This is a genomic window from Ruminococcus intestinalis (assembly GCF_014288065.1).
Taxonomy (GTDB): Bacteria; Bacillota; Clostridia; order Oscillospirales; family Acutalibacteraceae; genus Ruminococcoides; species Ruminococcoides intestinale_A.
On record NZ_JACOPS010000006.1, the window covers coordinates 56,238 to 73,364 of the forward strand.

Annotated in this window: 11 protein-coding genes; 3 read left to right on the forward strand and 8 right to left on the reverse strand. The window is 40.2% G+C overall.

The window, feature by feature from the left end:
* Window positions 1-15: 15 nt before the first annotated feature.
* Window positions 16-2,637 carry a bifunctional acetaldehyde-CoA/alcohol dehydrogenase gene (gene adhE, locus H8R91_RS11120; RefSeq protein ID WP_186936289.1) on the forward strand — a complete coding sequence of 874 codons (2,622 nt, stop codon included), beginning with the start codon at window positions 16-18 and terminating at the stop codon, window positions 2,635-2,637.
* A 799-nt stretch (window positions 2,638-3,436) separates the two neighbouring features.
* Complete coding sequence (locus H8R91_RS11125; protein ID WP_186936291.1) at window positions 3,437-4,186, forward strand: phosphotransferase; 750 nt, start codon at window positions 3,437-3,439, stop codon at window positions 4,184-4,186.
* An 856-nt stretch (window positions 4,187-5,042) separates the two neighbouring features.
* On the opposite strand, the gene gatB is transcribed toward H8R91_RS11125, so the two are convergent.
* The 6 genes from gatB to H8R91_RS11160 all read right to left on the reverse strand — a co-directional run bounded on the left by gatB (window position 5,043) and on the right by H8R91_RS11160 (window position 14,334).
* Window positions 5,043-6,455, reverse strand: coding sequence for an Asp-tRNA(Asn)/Glu-tRNA(Gln) amidotransferase subunit GatB (gene gatB, locus H8R91_RS11135; protein WP_022233848.1), 1,413 nt, complete (start codon window positions 6,453-6,455; stop codon window positions 5,043-5,045).
* The gene (gatA, locus tag H8R91_RS11140) at window positions 6,452-7,909 is read right to left on the reverse strand and encodes an Asp-tRNA(Asn)/Glu-tRNA(Gln) amidotransferase subunit GatA (protein WP_022233847.1); all 1,458 of its coding nucleotides are present in this window, start codon (window positions 7,907-7,909) and stop codon (window positions 6,452-6,454) included. The genes gatB and gatA overlap by 4 nt, the downstream gene beginning before the upstream one ends.
* A gap of 11 nt (window positions 7,910-7,920) precedes the next feature.
* Window positions 7,921-8,199 carry an Asp-tRNA(Asn)/Glu-tRNA(Gln) amidotransferase subunit GatC gene (gene gatC, locus H8R91_RS11145; protein WP_022233846.1) on the reverse strand — a complete coding sequence of 93 codons (279 nt, stop codon included), beginning with the start codon at window positions 8,197-8,199 and terminating at the stop codon, window positions 7,921-7,923.
* Window positions 8,200-8,271: 72 nt separating this feature from the next.
* Complete coding sequence (gene aspS / locus H8R91_RS11150) at window positions 8,272-10,020, reverse strand: aspartate--tRNA ligase (RefSeq protein ID WP_186936293.1); 1,749 nt, start codon at window positions 10,018-10,020, stop codon at window positions 8,272-8,274.
* Between the two features lie 153 nt (window positions 10,021-10,173).
* Complete coding sequence (locus tag H8R91_RS11155; protein WP_186936294.1) at window positions 10,174-13,599, reverse strand: FtsX-like permease family protein; 3,426 nt, start codon at window positions 13,597-13,599, stop codon at window positions 10,174-10,176.
* Between the two features lie 30 nt (window positions 13,600-13,629).
* Window positions 13,630-14,334, reverse strand: a complete 705-nt coding sequence (locus tag H8R91_RS11160) for an ABC transporter ATP-binding protein (RefSeq protein WP_436286333.1) — start codon at window positions 14,332-14,334, stop codon at window positions 13,630-13,632.
* Between the two features lie 306 nt (window positions 14,335-14,640).
* Here H8R91_RS11160 and pckA point away from each other — a divergent pair, with 306 nt between their 5' ends.
* Window positions 14,641-16,245 (forward strand): phosphoenolpyruvate carboxykinase (ATP), encoded by a 1,605-nt coding sequence (pckA, locus tag H8R91_RS11165; RefSeq protein ID WP_022233842.1) that lies wholly within the window; start codon window positions 14,641-14,643, stop codon window positions 16,243-16,245.
* 182 nt (window positions 16,246-16,427) lie between these two features.
* Here pckA and H8R91_RS11170 read toward each other — a convergent pair whose 3' ends face one another.
* Together H8R91_RS11170 and H8R91_RS11175 are read right to left on the reverse strand one after the other, a co-directional pair.
* Entirely contained in the window at window positions 16,428-16,691 is a 264-nt protein-coding gene (locus H8R91_RS11170) for a hypothetical protein (RefSeq protein WP_186936296.1), read from the reverse strand.
* Between the two features lie 86 nt (window positions 16,692-16,777).
* Window positions 16,778-17,098, reverse strand: a complete 321-nt coding sequence (locus tag H8R91_RS11175; RefSeq protein ID WP_186936297.1) for a hypothetical protein — start codon at window positions 17,096-17,098, stop codon at window positions 16,778-16,780.
* Between the last annotated feature and the right edge of the window lie 29 nt (window positions 17,099-17,127).

Genomic DNA, 17,127 nt, shown 5'->3' on the forward strand with positions numbered 1-17,127 from the left:
TAAGAGGTAGATTTAATGAGCACAAAAGAGTATCCGATCGTAGAAAACGCAGAGACTTTTGAGGCAGCTTTAGCAAAAGTTAAAGAAGCTCAGAAGATTTTCGCAACCTACACACAGGAACAGGTTGACAAGATTTTCCTTGCAGCAGCATCCGCAGCTAACAAGATGAGAATCCCACTCGCTAAAATGGCTGTTGAAGAAACAGGCATGGGCGTAGCTGAAGATAAGGTTATCAAAAACCACTTCGCTTCTGAGTACATTTACAATGCTTATAAAAATGTTCAGACATGTGGCGTAATCGAAGAGGACAAATCTTTCGGTATTAAGAAGATTGCAGAGCCAATCGGTGTTATCGCTGCAGTTATTCCAACAACAAACCCAACATCAACAGCTATCTTTAAGACACTTATCTGCTTAAAGACAAGAAACGGTATCATCATCAGCCCACACCCACGTGCTAAGAAGAGCACAATTGAGGCTGCTAAGGTTGTTCTTGAGGCTGCTGTAGCTGCAGGTGCTCCAGAGGGCATTATCAGCTGGATTGACATTCCAAGCCTTGAGCTTACAAATATGCTTATGCAGGAAGCTGATTGCATCCTTGCTACAGGTGGTCCTGGCATGGTTAAGGCTGCTTACTCATCAGGTAAGCCTGCTCTCGGCGTTGGTGCAGGTAACACTCCTGCAATTATTGACGAATCAGCAGATATTCTCCTTGCTGTAAACTCAATTATTCACTCAAAGACATTCGATAACGGTATGATTTGTGCTTCAGAGCAGTCAGTTATCGTTGAAAAGAAGATTTATTCAAAGGTTAAAAAGGAATTTAAGGCTCGTGGTTGCTATTTCCTTAACGACGAAGAGACAGAGAAGGTAAGAAAGACTATCATCATCAACGGCGCACTTAACGCTAAGATCGTTGGTCAAAAGCCTGTTACAATTGCTGCTCTTGCAGGTGTAACAGTTCCTGAAGAAACAAAGATTCTTATCGGTGAAGTTGAAAGCGTTGACATCAGCGAAGAGTTTGCACACGAGAAGCTTTCTCCTGTACTTGCTATGTACAAGGCAGAGGACTTTGAAGATGCACTTGCTAAGGCTGAACAGCTCATTGCTGACGGCGGTTACGGTCATACATCTTCCCTCTATGTTGATGCTGTTAACGATAGAGCTAAGATTGACGAGTTTGCAGGCCGTATGAAGACTTGCCGTATTCTCGTAAACACACCATCTTCACAGGGTGGTATCGGTGACCTCTACAACTTTAAGCTTAGACCATCTCTTACACTCGGCTGCGGCTCATGGGGCGGTAACTCAGTTTCAGAGAACGTAGGTATCAAGCACCTTATCAACATTAAGACAGTAGCCGAGAGGAGAGAAAATATGCTTTGGTTCAGAGCACCACAGAAGGTTTATATTAAGAGAGGCTGTATGCCTGTTGCTCTTCAGGAACTCAAGGATGTTATGGGTAAGAAGAGAGCATTTATCGTAACTGACTCATTCCTTTACAAGAATGGTTATACAAAGCCAATCACAGATAAACTTGATGAGATGGGCATTGTTTACACAACATTTGCTGATGTTGAGCCTGATCCATCACTTATCTCTGCTCAGAAGGGTGCAGAGGCTATGCGTAAGTTTGAGCCTGATGTAATCATCGCACTCGGCGGCGGTTCAGCAATGGATGCCGGTAAGATTATGTGGGTTCTCTATGAGCATCCGGAAGCAGACTTCCAGGATATGGCTATGCGTTTCTGCGATATCCGTAAGAGAGTTTACACATTCCCTAAGATGGGTGAAAAGGCTTACTTCATCGCTGTTCCAACATCTTCAGGTACAGGTTCTGAGGTAACACCATTCGCAGTTATCACAGATCAGGAAACAGGCGTTAAGTACCCACTCGCTGACTATGAGCTCATGCCAAATATGGCTATCGTAGATGCTAACAATATGATGAGCGGTCCTAAGGGTCTTACAGCAGCATCAGGTATTGATGCTGTCAGCCATGCACTTGAGGCTTATGCATCAATGATGGCTACTGACTTTACAGACGGTCTTGCACTCAGAGCTCTTGAAGTTATCTTCAAGTATCTCCCGGCTTGCTATGACAACGGTATGAATGAGCCTGTTGCTCGTGAGAAGGTTGCTCACGGTGCTACAATGGCAGGTATGGCATTTGCTAACGCATTCCTCGGCGTATGTCACTCAATGGCTCATAAGCTCGGTGCATTCCACCACATTCCACACGGTATTGCTAATGCCCTTATGCTTGAGCAGGTTATCCGTTTCAACTCTGTAGAAACTCCTGCTAAGATGGGTACATTCCCACAGTATGATCATCCAAAGACACAGGCTCGTTACGCTGAAGTAGCAAGATTCCTCGGCCTTGGCGGTAAGGACGATGCTGAAAGCGTTGAGAACCTCATTAAGGCTGTCAATGACCTTAAGGCAAGAGTTGGTATTAAGAACTCAATCAAGGAGTACGGTATCGATGAAGCTGACTTCCTTGCAAGACTTGACGATATGACAGAGCAGGCATTCGACGATCAGTGCACAGGCGCTAACCCAAGATACCCACTCTTCAAGGAAATCAAGCAGATGTACCTCAATGCTTATTATGGCAACAACAGCGAGACAGTTTAATAGATAAATTATTTCGTTACTTCTCCCCCGTGGTTTCCCACGGGGGAGTTTTTTAGGTGCTATTTTATAAATTATGGTTTAGCGGAGTGTCGGTCGGGGATTGAAATTTAGCTAACGCTAAATTATCCTCCCAAAAACAAAAAAGTTTACTCAATTTTTTCAAAAATTGCGGGTATGGGCAGCGCCCATAAAATCTTCCTATATAACAATTTATCAGGCGCAAACAGCCACGCTGTTTGCGTGCTTGCACCGAGTTTGAAAAAACAGGCGACAGCCTTTTATAAAAGAAATAATTAACTTTTCATTATATATCGAATGGCTTTCTTGTTGCTATCGCAACTTTTAAAGGCTAGCGCCGTTGTGTTCAAGCCGCTAAACAGCGAGCTGTTTGGCTATCGTTAGCTTGCATAAACGGAAAGTATTTGTGGGCTTTGCCCACACCCACGACCTTTGAAAAGGTCGACCAAACTTTTATAATTACCTGTCGAAACAATTTGCTAAACCATAATTTAATTGTTAAATATTTATCGTTAAAAAATTGTCAATGTGCACAAAACATTGTTAAGTTTTTATCAATAGTTTAGTTAATAATTTAACATAATTTTTGTTATATACGCTCAATTATGGAATTATTTTTTATTCACTCATACAAAAACAGTAAAATTATATTGTCTAATTAACCAAAGAATTTATTAAAACTTCTGTTATTTTACCTCTATACCTAAGTATAAAGTTGTTGTATAATATAACCAAAGCAAAAGAGAAATTGCTTAGTTTTTTATTGAAAGGAATGACTTTAATGAAATTTGAAACAATTCTTGCCGAAAGAAAGAATAAGGTTATATATAAAGATGGCGATAAGACCATTAAGGTTTTTGACGAATCTTTCCCAAAATCAGATATACTCAACGAGGCACTTAATCAGGCTCGTGTAGAAGAAACAGGTCTTAATATTCCGTCTTTACAGGAAGTAACTAAAATTGACGGAAAGTGGGCAATCATTTCCGATTACATCGAAGGTAAAACACTTGCTCAACTTATGGAAGAAAATCCTGAAAAGACAGACGAATATCTTGAGTTATTTGTAAATTTGCAGATGGAAGTTTTATCAAAGAAAGCTCCATTACTTAACAAACTTAAAGATAAAATGCAGCGTAAAATTTCCGAAACAGGTCTTGACGCTACAACAAGATATGAGCTTTCTACCCGTTTACACGGTATGCCTAAGCATACAAAGGTTTGCCACGGTGACTTTAACCCAAGTAACATAATTATTACTGCTGACGGCACACCGTATATTCTCGACTGGTCACATGCAACACAAGGCAACGGCTCTGCTGATGCTGCAAGAACATATCTCTTATTTAAACTTAACAAGCAGGATGAACTTGCTGAAAAGTATATTAAGTTATTCTGTGACAAGACTGATACTGCACGCCAGTATGTACAGGAATGGTTACCGATTGTAGCTGCTTCTCAGTCAGTTAAGGGCAAAGAGGAAGAGCGTGAATTCTTGCTCTCATGGGTAAATGTTTGCGATTACCAGTAATTTTAATTCATAAATTATTTAAATCTTTTTATTAATTCTCCTTACTTTCTAATTCCCGAATAAAAAATGCTCCTGTTCATAAAATAGAACAGGAGCATTTTTTTGAAGAGAACTATATGTCAAGTGTACACAAATTAATTATAAACAACTTTCAATCAGTCTGGCTATAAGTCTTGGCATTGGAGGTTTATCCGGATTAATTACAATGATTGGAATGGAGAGTTTTAAAAATGCTAATAAACCTCCACTCACACCTGATTTTCTATTCCCTATCGTATTGACAATACTTTTATGGTTACTTATAATTTTAATGATAAAATGGGTAACATTTGCAGCTTATTTAAATATTGGTTTAGCGGAGTGTCGGTCGGGCATTGAAATTTAGCTAACGCTAAATTCTCCTCTCAAAAACAAAAAAGTTTACTCAATTTTTTCAAAAATTGCGGGTTTGATTCTTCCGATATAACAATTTATCAGGCGCAAACAGCCACGCTGTTTGCGTGCTAAAACTAAGTTTGTTAAAACAGGCGATAGCCTTTTATAAAAGAAATGATTAACTTTTCATTATATATCGAATGTCTTTCTTGTTGCTATCGCATTAAAGGACTTTCGCCGTTGTGTTCAAGCCGCCAAACAGCGAGCTGTTTGACTATCGTTAGATTGCATAAACGGAAAGTATTTGTGGGCTTTGCCCACACCCACGACCTTTGAAAAGGTCGACCAAACTTTTATAATTGCTTGGCTAAGCTGTGCAATAAACCATAATTTATTTTAATTTCTAATATAAAAATCCACAAACACAAAAGCCACTTTTGAACTAAATCAAAAGTGGCTTTCACTCTTATATAATAAAACTTTAAGAAATCATATCTTTAAGTTTCTGTTCAACTGCTGCAGCATCTGCTTTACCACGGCTGTTCTTCATTACATTACCGACAAGAGCCTTAATAGCTTTTTCCTTACCGTTCTTGTAATCATCTACAGCCTTAGGATTGTTCTCTATAGCCTGTTTACAAAGTTCATTTACAGTGTTTTCATCAAGTCCTGCCATATCACTTTCACTGATAAAATCAAGTGCTCCCTTGCCGGAATCAAGCATTTTCTCAAGTGTAGCCTTAGCAAGGTTATTGCGTATCTTGCCGCTGTCAATCAATTTTACAAGCTCATTGAGTTGTTCAGGTGTTATTGATACATCAAATGTTTCCTTATCAGCCTCGGTTTCTGTTCTGCGGAAAATCTGACCGATAATAAAGTTAGATACAGACTTTGCGGATTTTACACCCTCGCAAGCCTTATCAAAGAACTCGCTGATTTTTCTGTATTTTGTAAGAAGTTGTGCATCCTTTTCAGGAATTTCAAGTTCTTCAATATATCTCTTGCATTTGTCAGAAGGAAGTTCAGGCATTTCAGCCTTTAAGCTCTCCACAACATCTCTTGGGACATTGATTGTAACAAGGTCAGGATCTCTGAAATAACGGTAATCGTGAGCGTCCTCTTTACTGCGCATTGAAGATGTAGTGTTTGTTGCATCATCATAACGGAGAGTTTCCTGCACTACTTTGCCGCCGCTCTCAATTAAATCTACCTGACGCTCATACTCATACTCCATTGCTTTGGCAATATTTGTAATTGAGTTCATATTCTTAATCTCTGTTCTTGTTCCAAGAGTTTCACTGCCCTCAGGACGAACAGAAATATTAACATCGCAACGCATTGAGCCTTCCTGCATACGGCAGTCGGAAATTCCTATATAGCGCATTACCTGCTGTAATTTTTCCACATACTCCTTAGCCTCGTCAATAGAACGAATATCAGGCTCCGATACAATCTCGATAAGAGGAACACCGCCACGGTTGTAGTCGACATATGTGTCGCCGTGCTGATGAATAAGTTTTCCTGCATCTTCTTCAATATGAATATGATGAAGTCTGATTTTTCTGCCGTTTGAAAGCTCTACATAGCCGCCGATTGAAAGAGGTGCATAAAGCTGGCTGATCTGATATGCCTTTGAAAGGTCGGGATAGCAATAGTTTTTTCTATCCATTTTAGAAATCTCTGCAATTTCGCCATGTGTAGCAAGACCTGCCTTAATGCCAAAGTTTACAACCTCTCGGTTCAACTTTGGAAGTGTACCCGGAAGTCCGATACATACAGGACAGCAATGTGAGTTAGGTGCACCGCCAAACGCTGTTGTACATGAGCAGAAAATTTTTGTCTTTGTAGCAAGTTCAATATGGGTTTCAAAACCCGCAACTAATTCATATTTCACAGCTTAACACCCCACTTTGTATCCTTAAAGTTTTCTCCGGCAGCCTGCTGATACTTAAACGCTGCATTTAAAATTTCAGCCTCGCCAAAACTCTTGCCGATAAGCTGCATACCGATTGGCATACCGTTTGCGTTAAATCCGCACGGTACGGATACACCCGGAAGTCCTGCAATATTTACAGGTACGGTACAAATATCTGTAAGATAAGTTTCAATCGGATCGGAAACTGCGTGACCTGCCTCAAAAGCAGTCATAGGAACAGTTGGAGCAAGAATTACATCACAATGCTCAAATGCATCTGTAAATGCCTTTACAATAGTTCCACGCAAATTCTGTGCCTTTTTATAATAAGCGTCATAATAACCGGCAGAGAGTACATATGTGCCGAGAAGAATTCTTCTCTTAACTTCCTCACCAAAACCCTCTGAACGGGTGCGGCAAATCATATCGTGAGTGCCGTTATAATGCGGTGTTTTATAACCAAAACGAATACCGTCGTATCTGCCGAGGTTTGAAGATGCCTCTGCACAGGCAATAATGTAATAAACAGGAAGTGCAAACTTGAGCGCAGGCATATCGAAATATACAATTTCAGCGCCGAGCGACTCGTAAACCTTTGCGGCATTGAGAACTGCCTCTTTAACATCGTCACGAATACCGTCAAGATACTCACGGGCAATACCGATTTTCATACCTTTGATGTCATTGTTGAGCTTTCCGTAAGTTGCGCCGCCGACATTACCCTTTGAAGTGCTGTCTTTTTCGTCATACTGTGAAATTGCATCAAATACAATAGACGCATCTTCAACGCTCTTTGTGATAGGTCCAATTTGGTCAAGTGAGCTTGCATAAGCGATAAGACCGTAACGGGATACACTGCCGTATGTCGGCTTAAGACCTACGATACCGCAAAAACTTGCTGGCTGACGGATAGAACCGCCTGTATCAGAACCAAGTCCGTATGCTGCAATGTTTGCGCCGACAGCGCTTGCTACGCCGCCTGATGAACCGCCGGATACATACTTTGTGTTAAACGGATTCATTGCACCGCCAAAGCATGAAGTTTCACACGAAGAACCCATTGCAAATTCGTCCATATTTGTTTTGCCGAGCATAACTGCATTTTGTGCAGAAAGATTCTCCCATACAGTTGCATTATAAATCGGCTTGTAACCTTTAAGGATTTTAGAACAGCAAGTAGTTTCAATGTCCTTTGTGGAAAGGTTATCTTTCAATGTCATCGGAACACCCTCGAGCATACCGATTTCTTCGCCCTTTGCAATTTTTTCGTCAACAGTCTTTGCGGTTTCAAGCGCTGTATCGGGAGTTACATTTACATAAGCGTTAAGCTCGCCGTTTGATTTTTCTATTTCTTCAAGATAGCTTTTAGTAAGCTCCGTACACGAAACCTGCTTGGAAACAAGCATTTCGTGAATTTTTGCAATACTACCCATTTTTACACCTCTTATTCTCTGCCTCTGACAAGGAAATGTGACTCTGCCTGTTCAGGGGCATTTTTCAAAATTTCCTCGCTGTCATATGACTCAACCACAACATCCTCACGAAATACATTTGAAAGGTTGTTTATGTTGTCAAAGCTCTCACCGCTTGTGGGAGCATTATTGATTGTATCGGCAAAATCTATAATTTCCTGCATTGACTGTGTAAGGCTGTCAAGCTCCTCTTCGGGAACGAACAGCTTTGAAAGCAACGCAATGTTTTCAACATCTTCTCTTGTTACCATAAAAACCATCCTTTGTATAAACAGAATCAGGGCAAGTTATAAAAACAACTCGCCCTTTGAGTATATATGAAGTTATCTTAATTTAATGTGAACTTCACGAAGCTGCTGCTCTGTTACCTCTCCCGGTGAACCGAGGAGAAGATCCTGAGCATTTGAGTTCATTGGGAAAGCAATAACCTCTCTAATGTTCTCTTCTTCAGTAATGAGCATAATCATTCTGTCAACGCCCGGAGCCATACCTGCATGTGGCGGAGCACCGTACTGGAATGCGTTGTAGAGAGCAGAGAACTTAGATTTAAGCTCATCTTCGGTATATCCTGCAATCTCAAATGCCTTAATCATAATGTCAAGGTCGTGGTTACGAACAGCACCTGATGAAAGCTCAACACCGTTACATACGATGTCATACTGATAAGCAAGAATATCATCGGGGTTCTTATTAAGCAAGCTGTCCATACCGCCCTGTGGCATGGAGAATGGGTTGTGTGTAAATATTACCTGACCTGTGGTTTCGTCATGCTCATACATTGGGAAGTCAACGATAAAGCACATCTCAAACTTTGACTTGTCAATAAGGTCAAGACGGGTAGCAACCTCTGTACGAATCTGACCTGCAAGCTTTGGAGCGTCTTTTTCTGTATCTGCGATAAAGTAAATAACATCGCCTGCGTTAGAATTATTACGCTTAATAAGCTCCTCTCTGTCGCCCTCTTTAAGAAACTTATCGATAGGGCCGTCAAAAGTCATATCATCTCTTACCTTAACATAACCGAGACCCTTCATTCCGATAGAAAGTGCAAACTCTTCCATCTTCTTGAACCAGCTCTTTGACTGCTTTGCGGCACCCGGTACATTAATTGAACGAACAGTCTTTTTGAGGAACGGCTTAAAGTCAGTTTCCTCAAACATATCGCTAATCTCCACGATAACAAGCGGGTTACGGAGATCAGGCTTGTCTGTACCGTACTTCAACATACTTTCAGTGTATGGAATACGGGCAAACGGAGGCTTTGAAACCTCTTTATCTGTAAACTTAGTGAATGTTTCGTAAAGAACTTCTTCTGCAACCGCAAATACATCTTCCTGTGTGGCAAAAGCCATTTCAAAGTCAAGCTGATAGAACTCGCCCGGCGAACGGTCTGCTCTTGCATCCTCATCTCTGAAACAAGGTGCAATCTGGAAGTATCTGTCAAAACCGGAAACCATAAGGAGCTGTTTAAAAATCTGCGGAGCCTGCGGAAGAGCATAGAATTTGCCCTTGTGCTTACGGCTCGGAATAAGATAATCTCTTGCTCCTTCCGGTGATGAAGTTGAAAGAATCGGTGTCTGAATTTCATTAAATCCCATCTCGTTCATTTTTGCACGGAGGAATGTTATAATCTGTGAACGGAGCATAATGTTATTATGCACCTTCTGATTACGAAGGTCGAGGAAACGATACTTTAAGCGTACCTCCTCCGAAGTATTGGTAGAAGTGGCAACTTCAAACGGAAGTGCGTTTTTACATTTGCCGAGAACAGTAATGTCATCTGTGTGTACCTCAACATAACCGGTAGCAATCTTTGAGTTGATAGTTTCTTCATCTCTCTTTACTACCTTACCGCTCAATGTTACGGTACATTCTTTGTTAATACCCTTAAGTAACTCGTCATTGTGAACTACTACCTGAAGAACACCGTACTGATCACGAATGTCAAGGAACATTACGCCGCCGTGGTCACGGATATTTTCAACCCAGCCTGCTACACGAACTTCCTGTCCGATATTTTCTTCTCTTAACTCACCGCAAGTTACGGTGCGATACTGATTAGCTTTTATCATATATCTACAGTTCCTTTCACTGATATTGTGCTAAATTGCCTATTCTTTTGTATTATACCACAATTTGCCTAAGCAATCAATATTTTAAATGATTTTTATTTCAAAAATTCTATCTTTTTCAGACAATGCCGCACAAATAATGTGCGGCACCGTTTATTCAACACTCTTAAGGCTTTCAACCATATTTACTTTTTTAATCTTAAATCCCATTGCAAAATTCACAATCAAAGCAAATGCAAATGTCAGCAAAGCCGCAAAAACGAATGATGTAGGCAAAATATCTCTGCCGAACATTACATTGTCAACCTCAACGGTCTGAATAATAAATCTTGTAAGGAAAATACCGAGAACAAGTCCCGAAAGAATACCTCCGAGAGTAAGCACGATATTTTCTTTATAAATAACGCTTGAGGTTTCTCTGCTGTAAAATCCGAGCACCTTAAAAGTTGCGATTTCACGCACACGCTCGGCAATGTTGATATTTGTAAGATTATAAAGCACTACAAACGCAAGTGCCGCTGCACAAATAATCATAACAAGCACAACCATATTAAGCGAATTGAGCATATCTTCAATTTCACCCATACCTGATGAAAGATAGGTTACACCCGCTACTTTATCATTCGTCAGCATTTTTTCACCGAACGCAGTCTGTTCGTCAGGATTTTTCAGTACAACCTGTACCATATTAAACTGCGGTTCTTCTCCGAATTTTTCACTGTAAAGTTTAGGAGAAATAAACACATAATTCTTTATATACTGTTCATAAATTCCGCCTACTGTAAGTTCTGCGGTTTTATCATCAACAGTTACACTTACGGTATCACCGACTTTGGCAGACAATTCGGTCGCCATTTTTTCATTTATCATTACGGAATCATCGGTAATATCAAGGTGCTTTTTGTCGCCCCTTGTTCTAAGTTCTGTAACCTCCGAAAATCTCTGCGGATCTTCCATTACCGTAAGATAAGTGCTTTCATCTTTTACAACATTATTTTTCTTTACAACAACTTCCTGCTGACCTGCAAGCATAATTGACGCTGCGTCGCCCGTATTGTTTATTGCATTTTTCAGATAATCAAGCTGTTCGGCAGTTCCGCCTTCTTTAGGAATAACAACCGCATTATATTTGAATATTTCGCTAAACTGTGTATCGGTAAGCGGAATAAAGCTGTTTTTAAGTCCGAATGCCGCAACTATCAAAGCCGTGCAGCCTGCAATGCCTATGATTGTCATAAACATTCTTGATTTATATCTGAAAATATTTCTTGTAGTCAGCTTTGCGGAAAAATTCATATGTTTCCATATCGGAGTAATTCTCTCAAGCAGTATCCTCTTGCCTGCTTTCGGAGTTTTAGGTCTTAGAATTTTTGCACAGCTCTGGCTTAATTCTCTTACACATACTATTACAGAAACAAGCAATGTACAAAGTACGGCGGCAAGCGTACCGAGTATAATACTCTGTGCATCAGGTACAATGCTGATGTCAGGCATATAATACATAATCTGATATGCATTATAAATAATATACGGCAGTGTATTTATACCTATTAATACACCTACGGTACAACCGATTACACCTGCAAAAACAGCATAAATCGCAAATTTCATTATTATGCTTAAGTTATTGTAGCCGAGCGCTTTTAATATTCCGATTTCTTTACGCTTTTCCTCTACAAGTCTTGACATTGTGGTTACACAAACCAAAACCGCAACGAGTAAAAAGAACATCGGGAATACTGATGCCACTGCACCGAGTCGCTCAACATTCTGCGCAAAGGTTGAATAACCCGGATTATCCGACCTGTCAAACACATACCACTCGGGATCTGCTATAGCGTCTATTTCTTCCTGTGCGTCGGCAATTTTTTGTTCTGCCTCTTTAAATTTATCATCAGCCTCGGCTTTTGAATCATTGTATTCTTTCCAACCGTCATCAAGCTTTTGTCTGCCGCTTATTTTCTGCTCCTCAAGTTCGGACTTTCCGTTGTCATATTTTTCCTGTGCTGTCGCAAGTTCGGTTTCAGCCTGCGATATTTGAGCTTGTCCCTCTGTTTTTTTACTTTCAAGCTGTGCTTGTCCGTCCGCAATCTGCTGTTCTGCACTCTGAATTTGAGCAAGTGCATAGTCAAGCTGTGCCTGTCCTTCCGCTTTTTGTGTTTCAAACTCTTGTTTTCCGTTGTTCAGCTGTTGTTCTGCCGTATCAAGCTGTTCTTGCGCCATAGCAAGTTTTGTTTCACAATCTGCTAAAACTGCCTTAACCTGTGTAAGCTGTTCCTGCAATACAGCAAGAGCGGTTTCGTCCTCTGTAACATCAATTTGCGCCTGTAAAGCCTCAATCTGTGATTTGCAAGTTGCTATTGCGGTTTCAAGCTGCGGCCTTTGATTGTTTTCAAATTCACTTTTTGCGGCATTGAATTCATCTTCTTTTTCGGCAAGAGTTTCTTCCGCTATGCTGATTTTTGAATTATATTCTTCAACACCTGCATTATATTCGGCTTTTGCACTGTCAAGTTCCGCCTGCGCAGAAGAAAGTTCGCTTTCACCTGTCGCAATGCCGTTTTCGTATTCTTCTTTAGCAGTTTCAAGCTGACTTTTTCCGTCATCTATCTGCTTTTTGGCTGTGTCAAGTTGCGATTGTGCATCTGAAATCTTATCTGTATATTCTTTTTCCGAATTATCTAAAGTTGTTTTTGCATCATCAAGTTTTGTAAGAGCCTCGGATTTTTCGGTTTCATAATCGTTTTTACTGTCCTCAAGTTCCTGCTTTGCTTTGCCTATAACATCTTTATCAAATGCCTCACAGCGTAAATCGGCGGTATTTTCAAGAACAGTTGTAAAGCTTTCAATGTCTTTTTCGTATTCGTCATCAAAGGCTGAACCGTCGCCGTCAGAAAAAGCGGTTTTCACATACATTTCCGTATATCTTTCGGTTACAAAATCATCCTGATAAATATACATAAATGCTTCAATATTGCCGTTGCCGATTGTAGTTGAGCCACGCTGATACGAAATATACATAGGTGATTCCGCTTTACCGACAACGGTATATTCAAGCGTATCTACCATATCAAGTGCATTGGATTCTCCGCTTTCACTTCCAAATACAACCTTGTCGCCGATTTTATAATCACTGCTGCCGACACTGCCGTATTCAACAAGGATTTCACCCTTTTTCTCGGGTAGTCTTCCCTCTTTTATGTTTAATGTATTAAGAGTTTTATTATTGTTATAACTTTTAGGTGCAGCGGTTACTCTTATAACCTTGCCGTTACCGCCGTTTCCGTTTGATTTTAAAACAAGGTCGGCAAAATACGATGGCATAACATCGGTTACATTGTCAAGATTTTCAACCGCTTTTACATCATCTTTATCAAATCCGACAGTAGATACAAGCCTGTAATCCATAAGATTGGATTGAGAATAATACTCGTCTGCCATATTGTACATTGACGGAACCGTAGCTTTGATTCCGGCAAAAAATCCAACACCAAGCGCAATAATCGCAAGTATAGAAATAAACCTTGCTTTAGAATTTGCAATTTCTCTGAAAGTATTTTTTAACAGGGTTTTAGTCAATGTCCTCTCCCCTTTCGCAGAAAATATGAATTACCATTCGATTTCTTCAACATTTTTAGGTTCATCATTGTAAACATCCATAATTACCCTGCCGCTTCTCATCTTTATAATATGATCTGCCATTGGGGTAATTGCTGAATTGTGGGTTATGAGAACTACCGTCATATTTTCTTTTCGGCAGGTTTCCTGCAAAAGTTTTAAAATCTGTCTGCCGGTGTTATAGTCAAGAGCACCCGTCGGCTCATCGCAAAGTAAAAGTTTAGGTCGCTTGGCAAGTGCTCTTGCAATAGAAACTCTCTGCTGTTCACCGCCCGAAAGTTGAGCGGGAAAGTTTGCACTGCGCTGTGAAAGTCCGACGCTTTCAAGCGCCTCTGTACTGTCCATCGGATTTTTACTTATCTGCGTTGCAAGCTCTACATTTTCTTTTGCGGTAAGGTTAGGCACAAGGTTGTAAAACTGAAATACAAAACCAATGTCAAACCGTCTGTATTCAATAAGCTGTTTGTCTTTCAGCTTGCTTATATCTCTGCCGCCGACAATAATACTGCCTTTTGTACAGGTATCCATTCCGCCTAGAATATTAAGTACGGTTGTCTTGCCTGCACCCGATGCACCGACTACCACGCAAAACTCGCCCTGCTCTATATTAAAAGAAACACCCTCGACAGCGTTAATAGTCACTTCGCCCATTTTATATATTTTGTAAACATCTTTAAATTCAACAAGGCTCATAATATCCTCCCGTAACGGTAAATTTTCTTTGCTTTTTAAAGTGCTGAATATACAGAATAAACCTGCTTATAATATAATATTATAGCACTTTTTGCACCTCTTATCAATATACAAATACAGTGTTGATGTCGAATAAACCACAATATGACAAAACCGACCAAATTAATTGGCAATTGGCTTGACGAGGGTAAAAAATTATGCTAAAATACTAACGAACATAGGTTATTGCAGTGTAGATTGTTTGGTAATTACAACTCACCGCAAACTCTGATACTATGTAATTTAAGAAACAGAAAGGTTGATACTGAAATGGCAAAGATTGATTTAACTAAGTATGGTATTACCGGTACTACTGAAATTATCCACAATCCTTCCTATGACGAACTCTTTAACGAGGAAACAAAGGCTGATTTGGAAGGCTATGAGGTTGGACAGGAAACTGAGCTTGGCGCAGTTAATGTTATGACCGGTATTTACACAGGCCGTTCACCTAAAGATAAGTTCATCGTTATGGACGAGAATTCAAAGGACACTGTATGGTGGACTTCTGACGAATACAAGAACGACAACCACCCTGCAACACAGGAAGCTTGGGAAGCTGTAAAAGCGCTTGCTAAGAAAGAGCTTTCAAACAAGAAGCTTTATGTTGTAGATGCATTCTGCGGCGCTAACCACGATACAAGAATGGCAGTTCGTTTCATCGTTGAGGTTGCTTGGCAGGCTCACTTTGTAACAAATATGTTCATCAAGCCATCTGCTGAAGAGCTTGAGAACTTTGAGCCTGATTTCGTTGTTTACAACGCATCAAAGGCTAAGGTTGAGAACTACAAGGAGCTCGGTCTTAACTCTGAAACAGCTGTAATGTTCAACATCACAAGCCGTGAGCAGGTTATCGTAAACACATGGTACGGCGGTGAGATGAAGAAGGGTATGTTCTCAATGATGAACTACTACCTCCCACTTAAGGGTATTGCTTCAATGCACTGTTCAGCTAACACAGATAAGAACGGCGAGAACACAGCTATCTTCTTCGGTCTTTCAGGTACAGGTAAGACTACACTTTCAACAGATCCTAAAAGACTTCTCATCGGTGATGACGAGCACGGTTGGGACGACAACGGTGTATTTAACTTTGAGGGCGGCTGCTATGCTAAGGTTATTAACCTTGACAAAGAGTCAGAGCCTGACATCTACAACGCAATCAGAAGAGATGCTCTTCTTGAGAACGTAACAGTAGATAAGGACGGTAAAATTGACTTTAACGACAAGACAGTTACAGAGAACACTCGTGTATCTTACCCAATCAACCACATTGAGAACATTGTTCGTCCTGTATCTTCAGCTCCTGCTGCTAAGAATGTAATCTTCCTTTCAGCAGATGCTTTCGGTGTACTTCCGCCTGTATCAATCCTTACTCCTGAGCAGACAAAGTACTACTTCCTCTCAGGCTTTACAGCTAAGCTCGCAGGTACAGAGCGTGGCATTACAGAGCCAACTCCAACATTCTCTGCTTGCTTCGGTCAGGCTTTCCTTGAGCTTCACCCAACAAAGTATGCTGAAGAGCTCGTTAAGAAGATGGAAAAGAGCGGTGCTAAGGCTTACCTCGTAAACACAGGTTGGAACGGCACAGGCAAGCGTATCTCTATTAAGGATACAAGAGGTATCATCGACGCTATTCTCGACGGTTCTATCACAAAGGCTCCTACAAAGACAATCCCTCACTTCAACTTTGAAGTTCCTACAGAGCTTCCGGGTGTTGATCCTGCAATTCTCGACCCACGCGACACATATACAAATGTTGCTGATTGGGAAGCAAAGGCACAGGATCTTGCAGCTCGTTTTGTTAAGAACTTTGCTAAGTACGAAGGCAACGAGGCAGGTAAGGCTCTCGTAGAGGCAGGCCCTAAGGCTTAATCTTTGTATTAATTTTAGTACAAGCTAACTAAATAAATTTAAGGGTGCTTTCCATATGGACAGCACCCTTTTATAATGCGTAATATACTTAATATTTAAAACCTTAATAAAAAGTATCAACCTTTTACTTGCACAAAAGACTATTAAACAGCATAGATTTATCCCCGTACTTTTAATAAAAATCAAGAAATAGAATTAATAAAAACAACTGCCGCACCGATCATCATAATTGCGAATACAACAACCGCAACTATCATTGAAATATTATTACTCATTGCGTTTAAATCCGAGCTGTTAGACGAATTAGACATTTTATTGGGTTCAAGCACGGGAATGTGACATTTCTTTGCCCATACAATCAGTGAATTGTAATTATCACACCAATTAGAAACACCTACAAGTTTTTTGCCGTTGACATAAATTTTAGCGGTTTTAATACTGCTCACCTTTATGTAATTAATCTGATCATAATGATATGCTTCATCTTTATAATAAAGATAGCTCGTCTGTACGCTCGGGCTTTTTTTTAGTTTTAAACAATAAGTAAAGCTATAGCAAAAAATATTGCAGTGCTCAATATGCTTATTATCAAAATTTGAACAGTACTTAAAGTAAAAGGCGTATGATTAACGGAAGAAGTAATCGCCTCTCGTATCAAAATTTTTGCGACAGGAATCAAGCCGATAACTATAATTGGTATAATAACGAAAAATCCGTTAAAATCATAGTTCAAATCAAATTTCGTATTAAAAACGGCTTTTTCAATGGCGGCATTTTCTTCATTTTGCCGCCTTACACCAAAATACTCAAGCTCTTCTTTGGCATAGTTATTTAAATCATTAACAATTGGCATAGTGTTTCCCCTTTTTTAATTCTTTATTA

Excerpts from the sequence above, each read along its gene's own strand:
- pckA (WP_022233842.1), top strand. The coding sequence starts at position 14,641 with ATGGCAAAGATTGATTTAACTAAGTATGGTATTACCGGTACTACTGAA.
- gatC (WP_022233846.1), bottom strand. The coding sequence starts at position 8,199 with ATGGTAACAAGAGAAGATGTTGAAAACATTGCGTTGCTTTCAAAGCTG.
- H8R91_RS11125 (WP_186936291.1), top strand. The coding sequence starts at position 3,437 with ATGAAATTTGAAACAATTCTTGCCGAAAGAAAGAATAAGGTTATATAT.
- adhE (WP_186936289.1), top strand. The coding sequence starts at position 16 with ATGAGCACAAAAGAGTATCCGATCGTAGAAAACGCAGAGACTTTTGAG.
- aspS (WP_186936293.1), bottom strand. The coding sequence starts at position 10,020 with ATGATAAAAGCTAATCAGTATCGCACCGTAACTTGCGGTGAGTTAAGA.
- gatA (WP_022233847.1), bottom strand. The coding sequence starts at position 7,909 with ATGGGTAGTATTGCAAAAATTCACGAAATGCTTGTTTCCAAGCAGGTT.
- H8R91_RS11175 (WP_186936297.1), bottom strand. The coding sequence starts at position 17,098 with ATGCCAATTGTTAATGATTTAAATAACTATGCCAAAGAAGAGCTTGAG.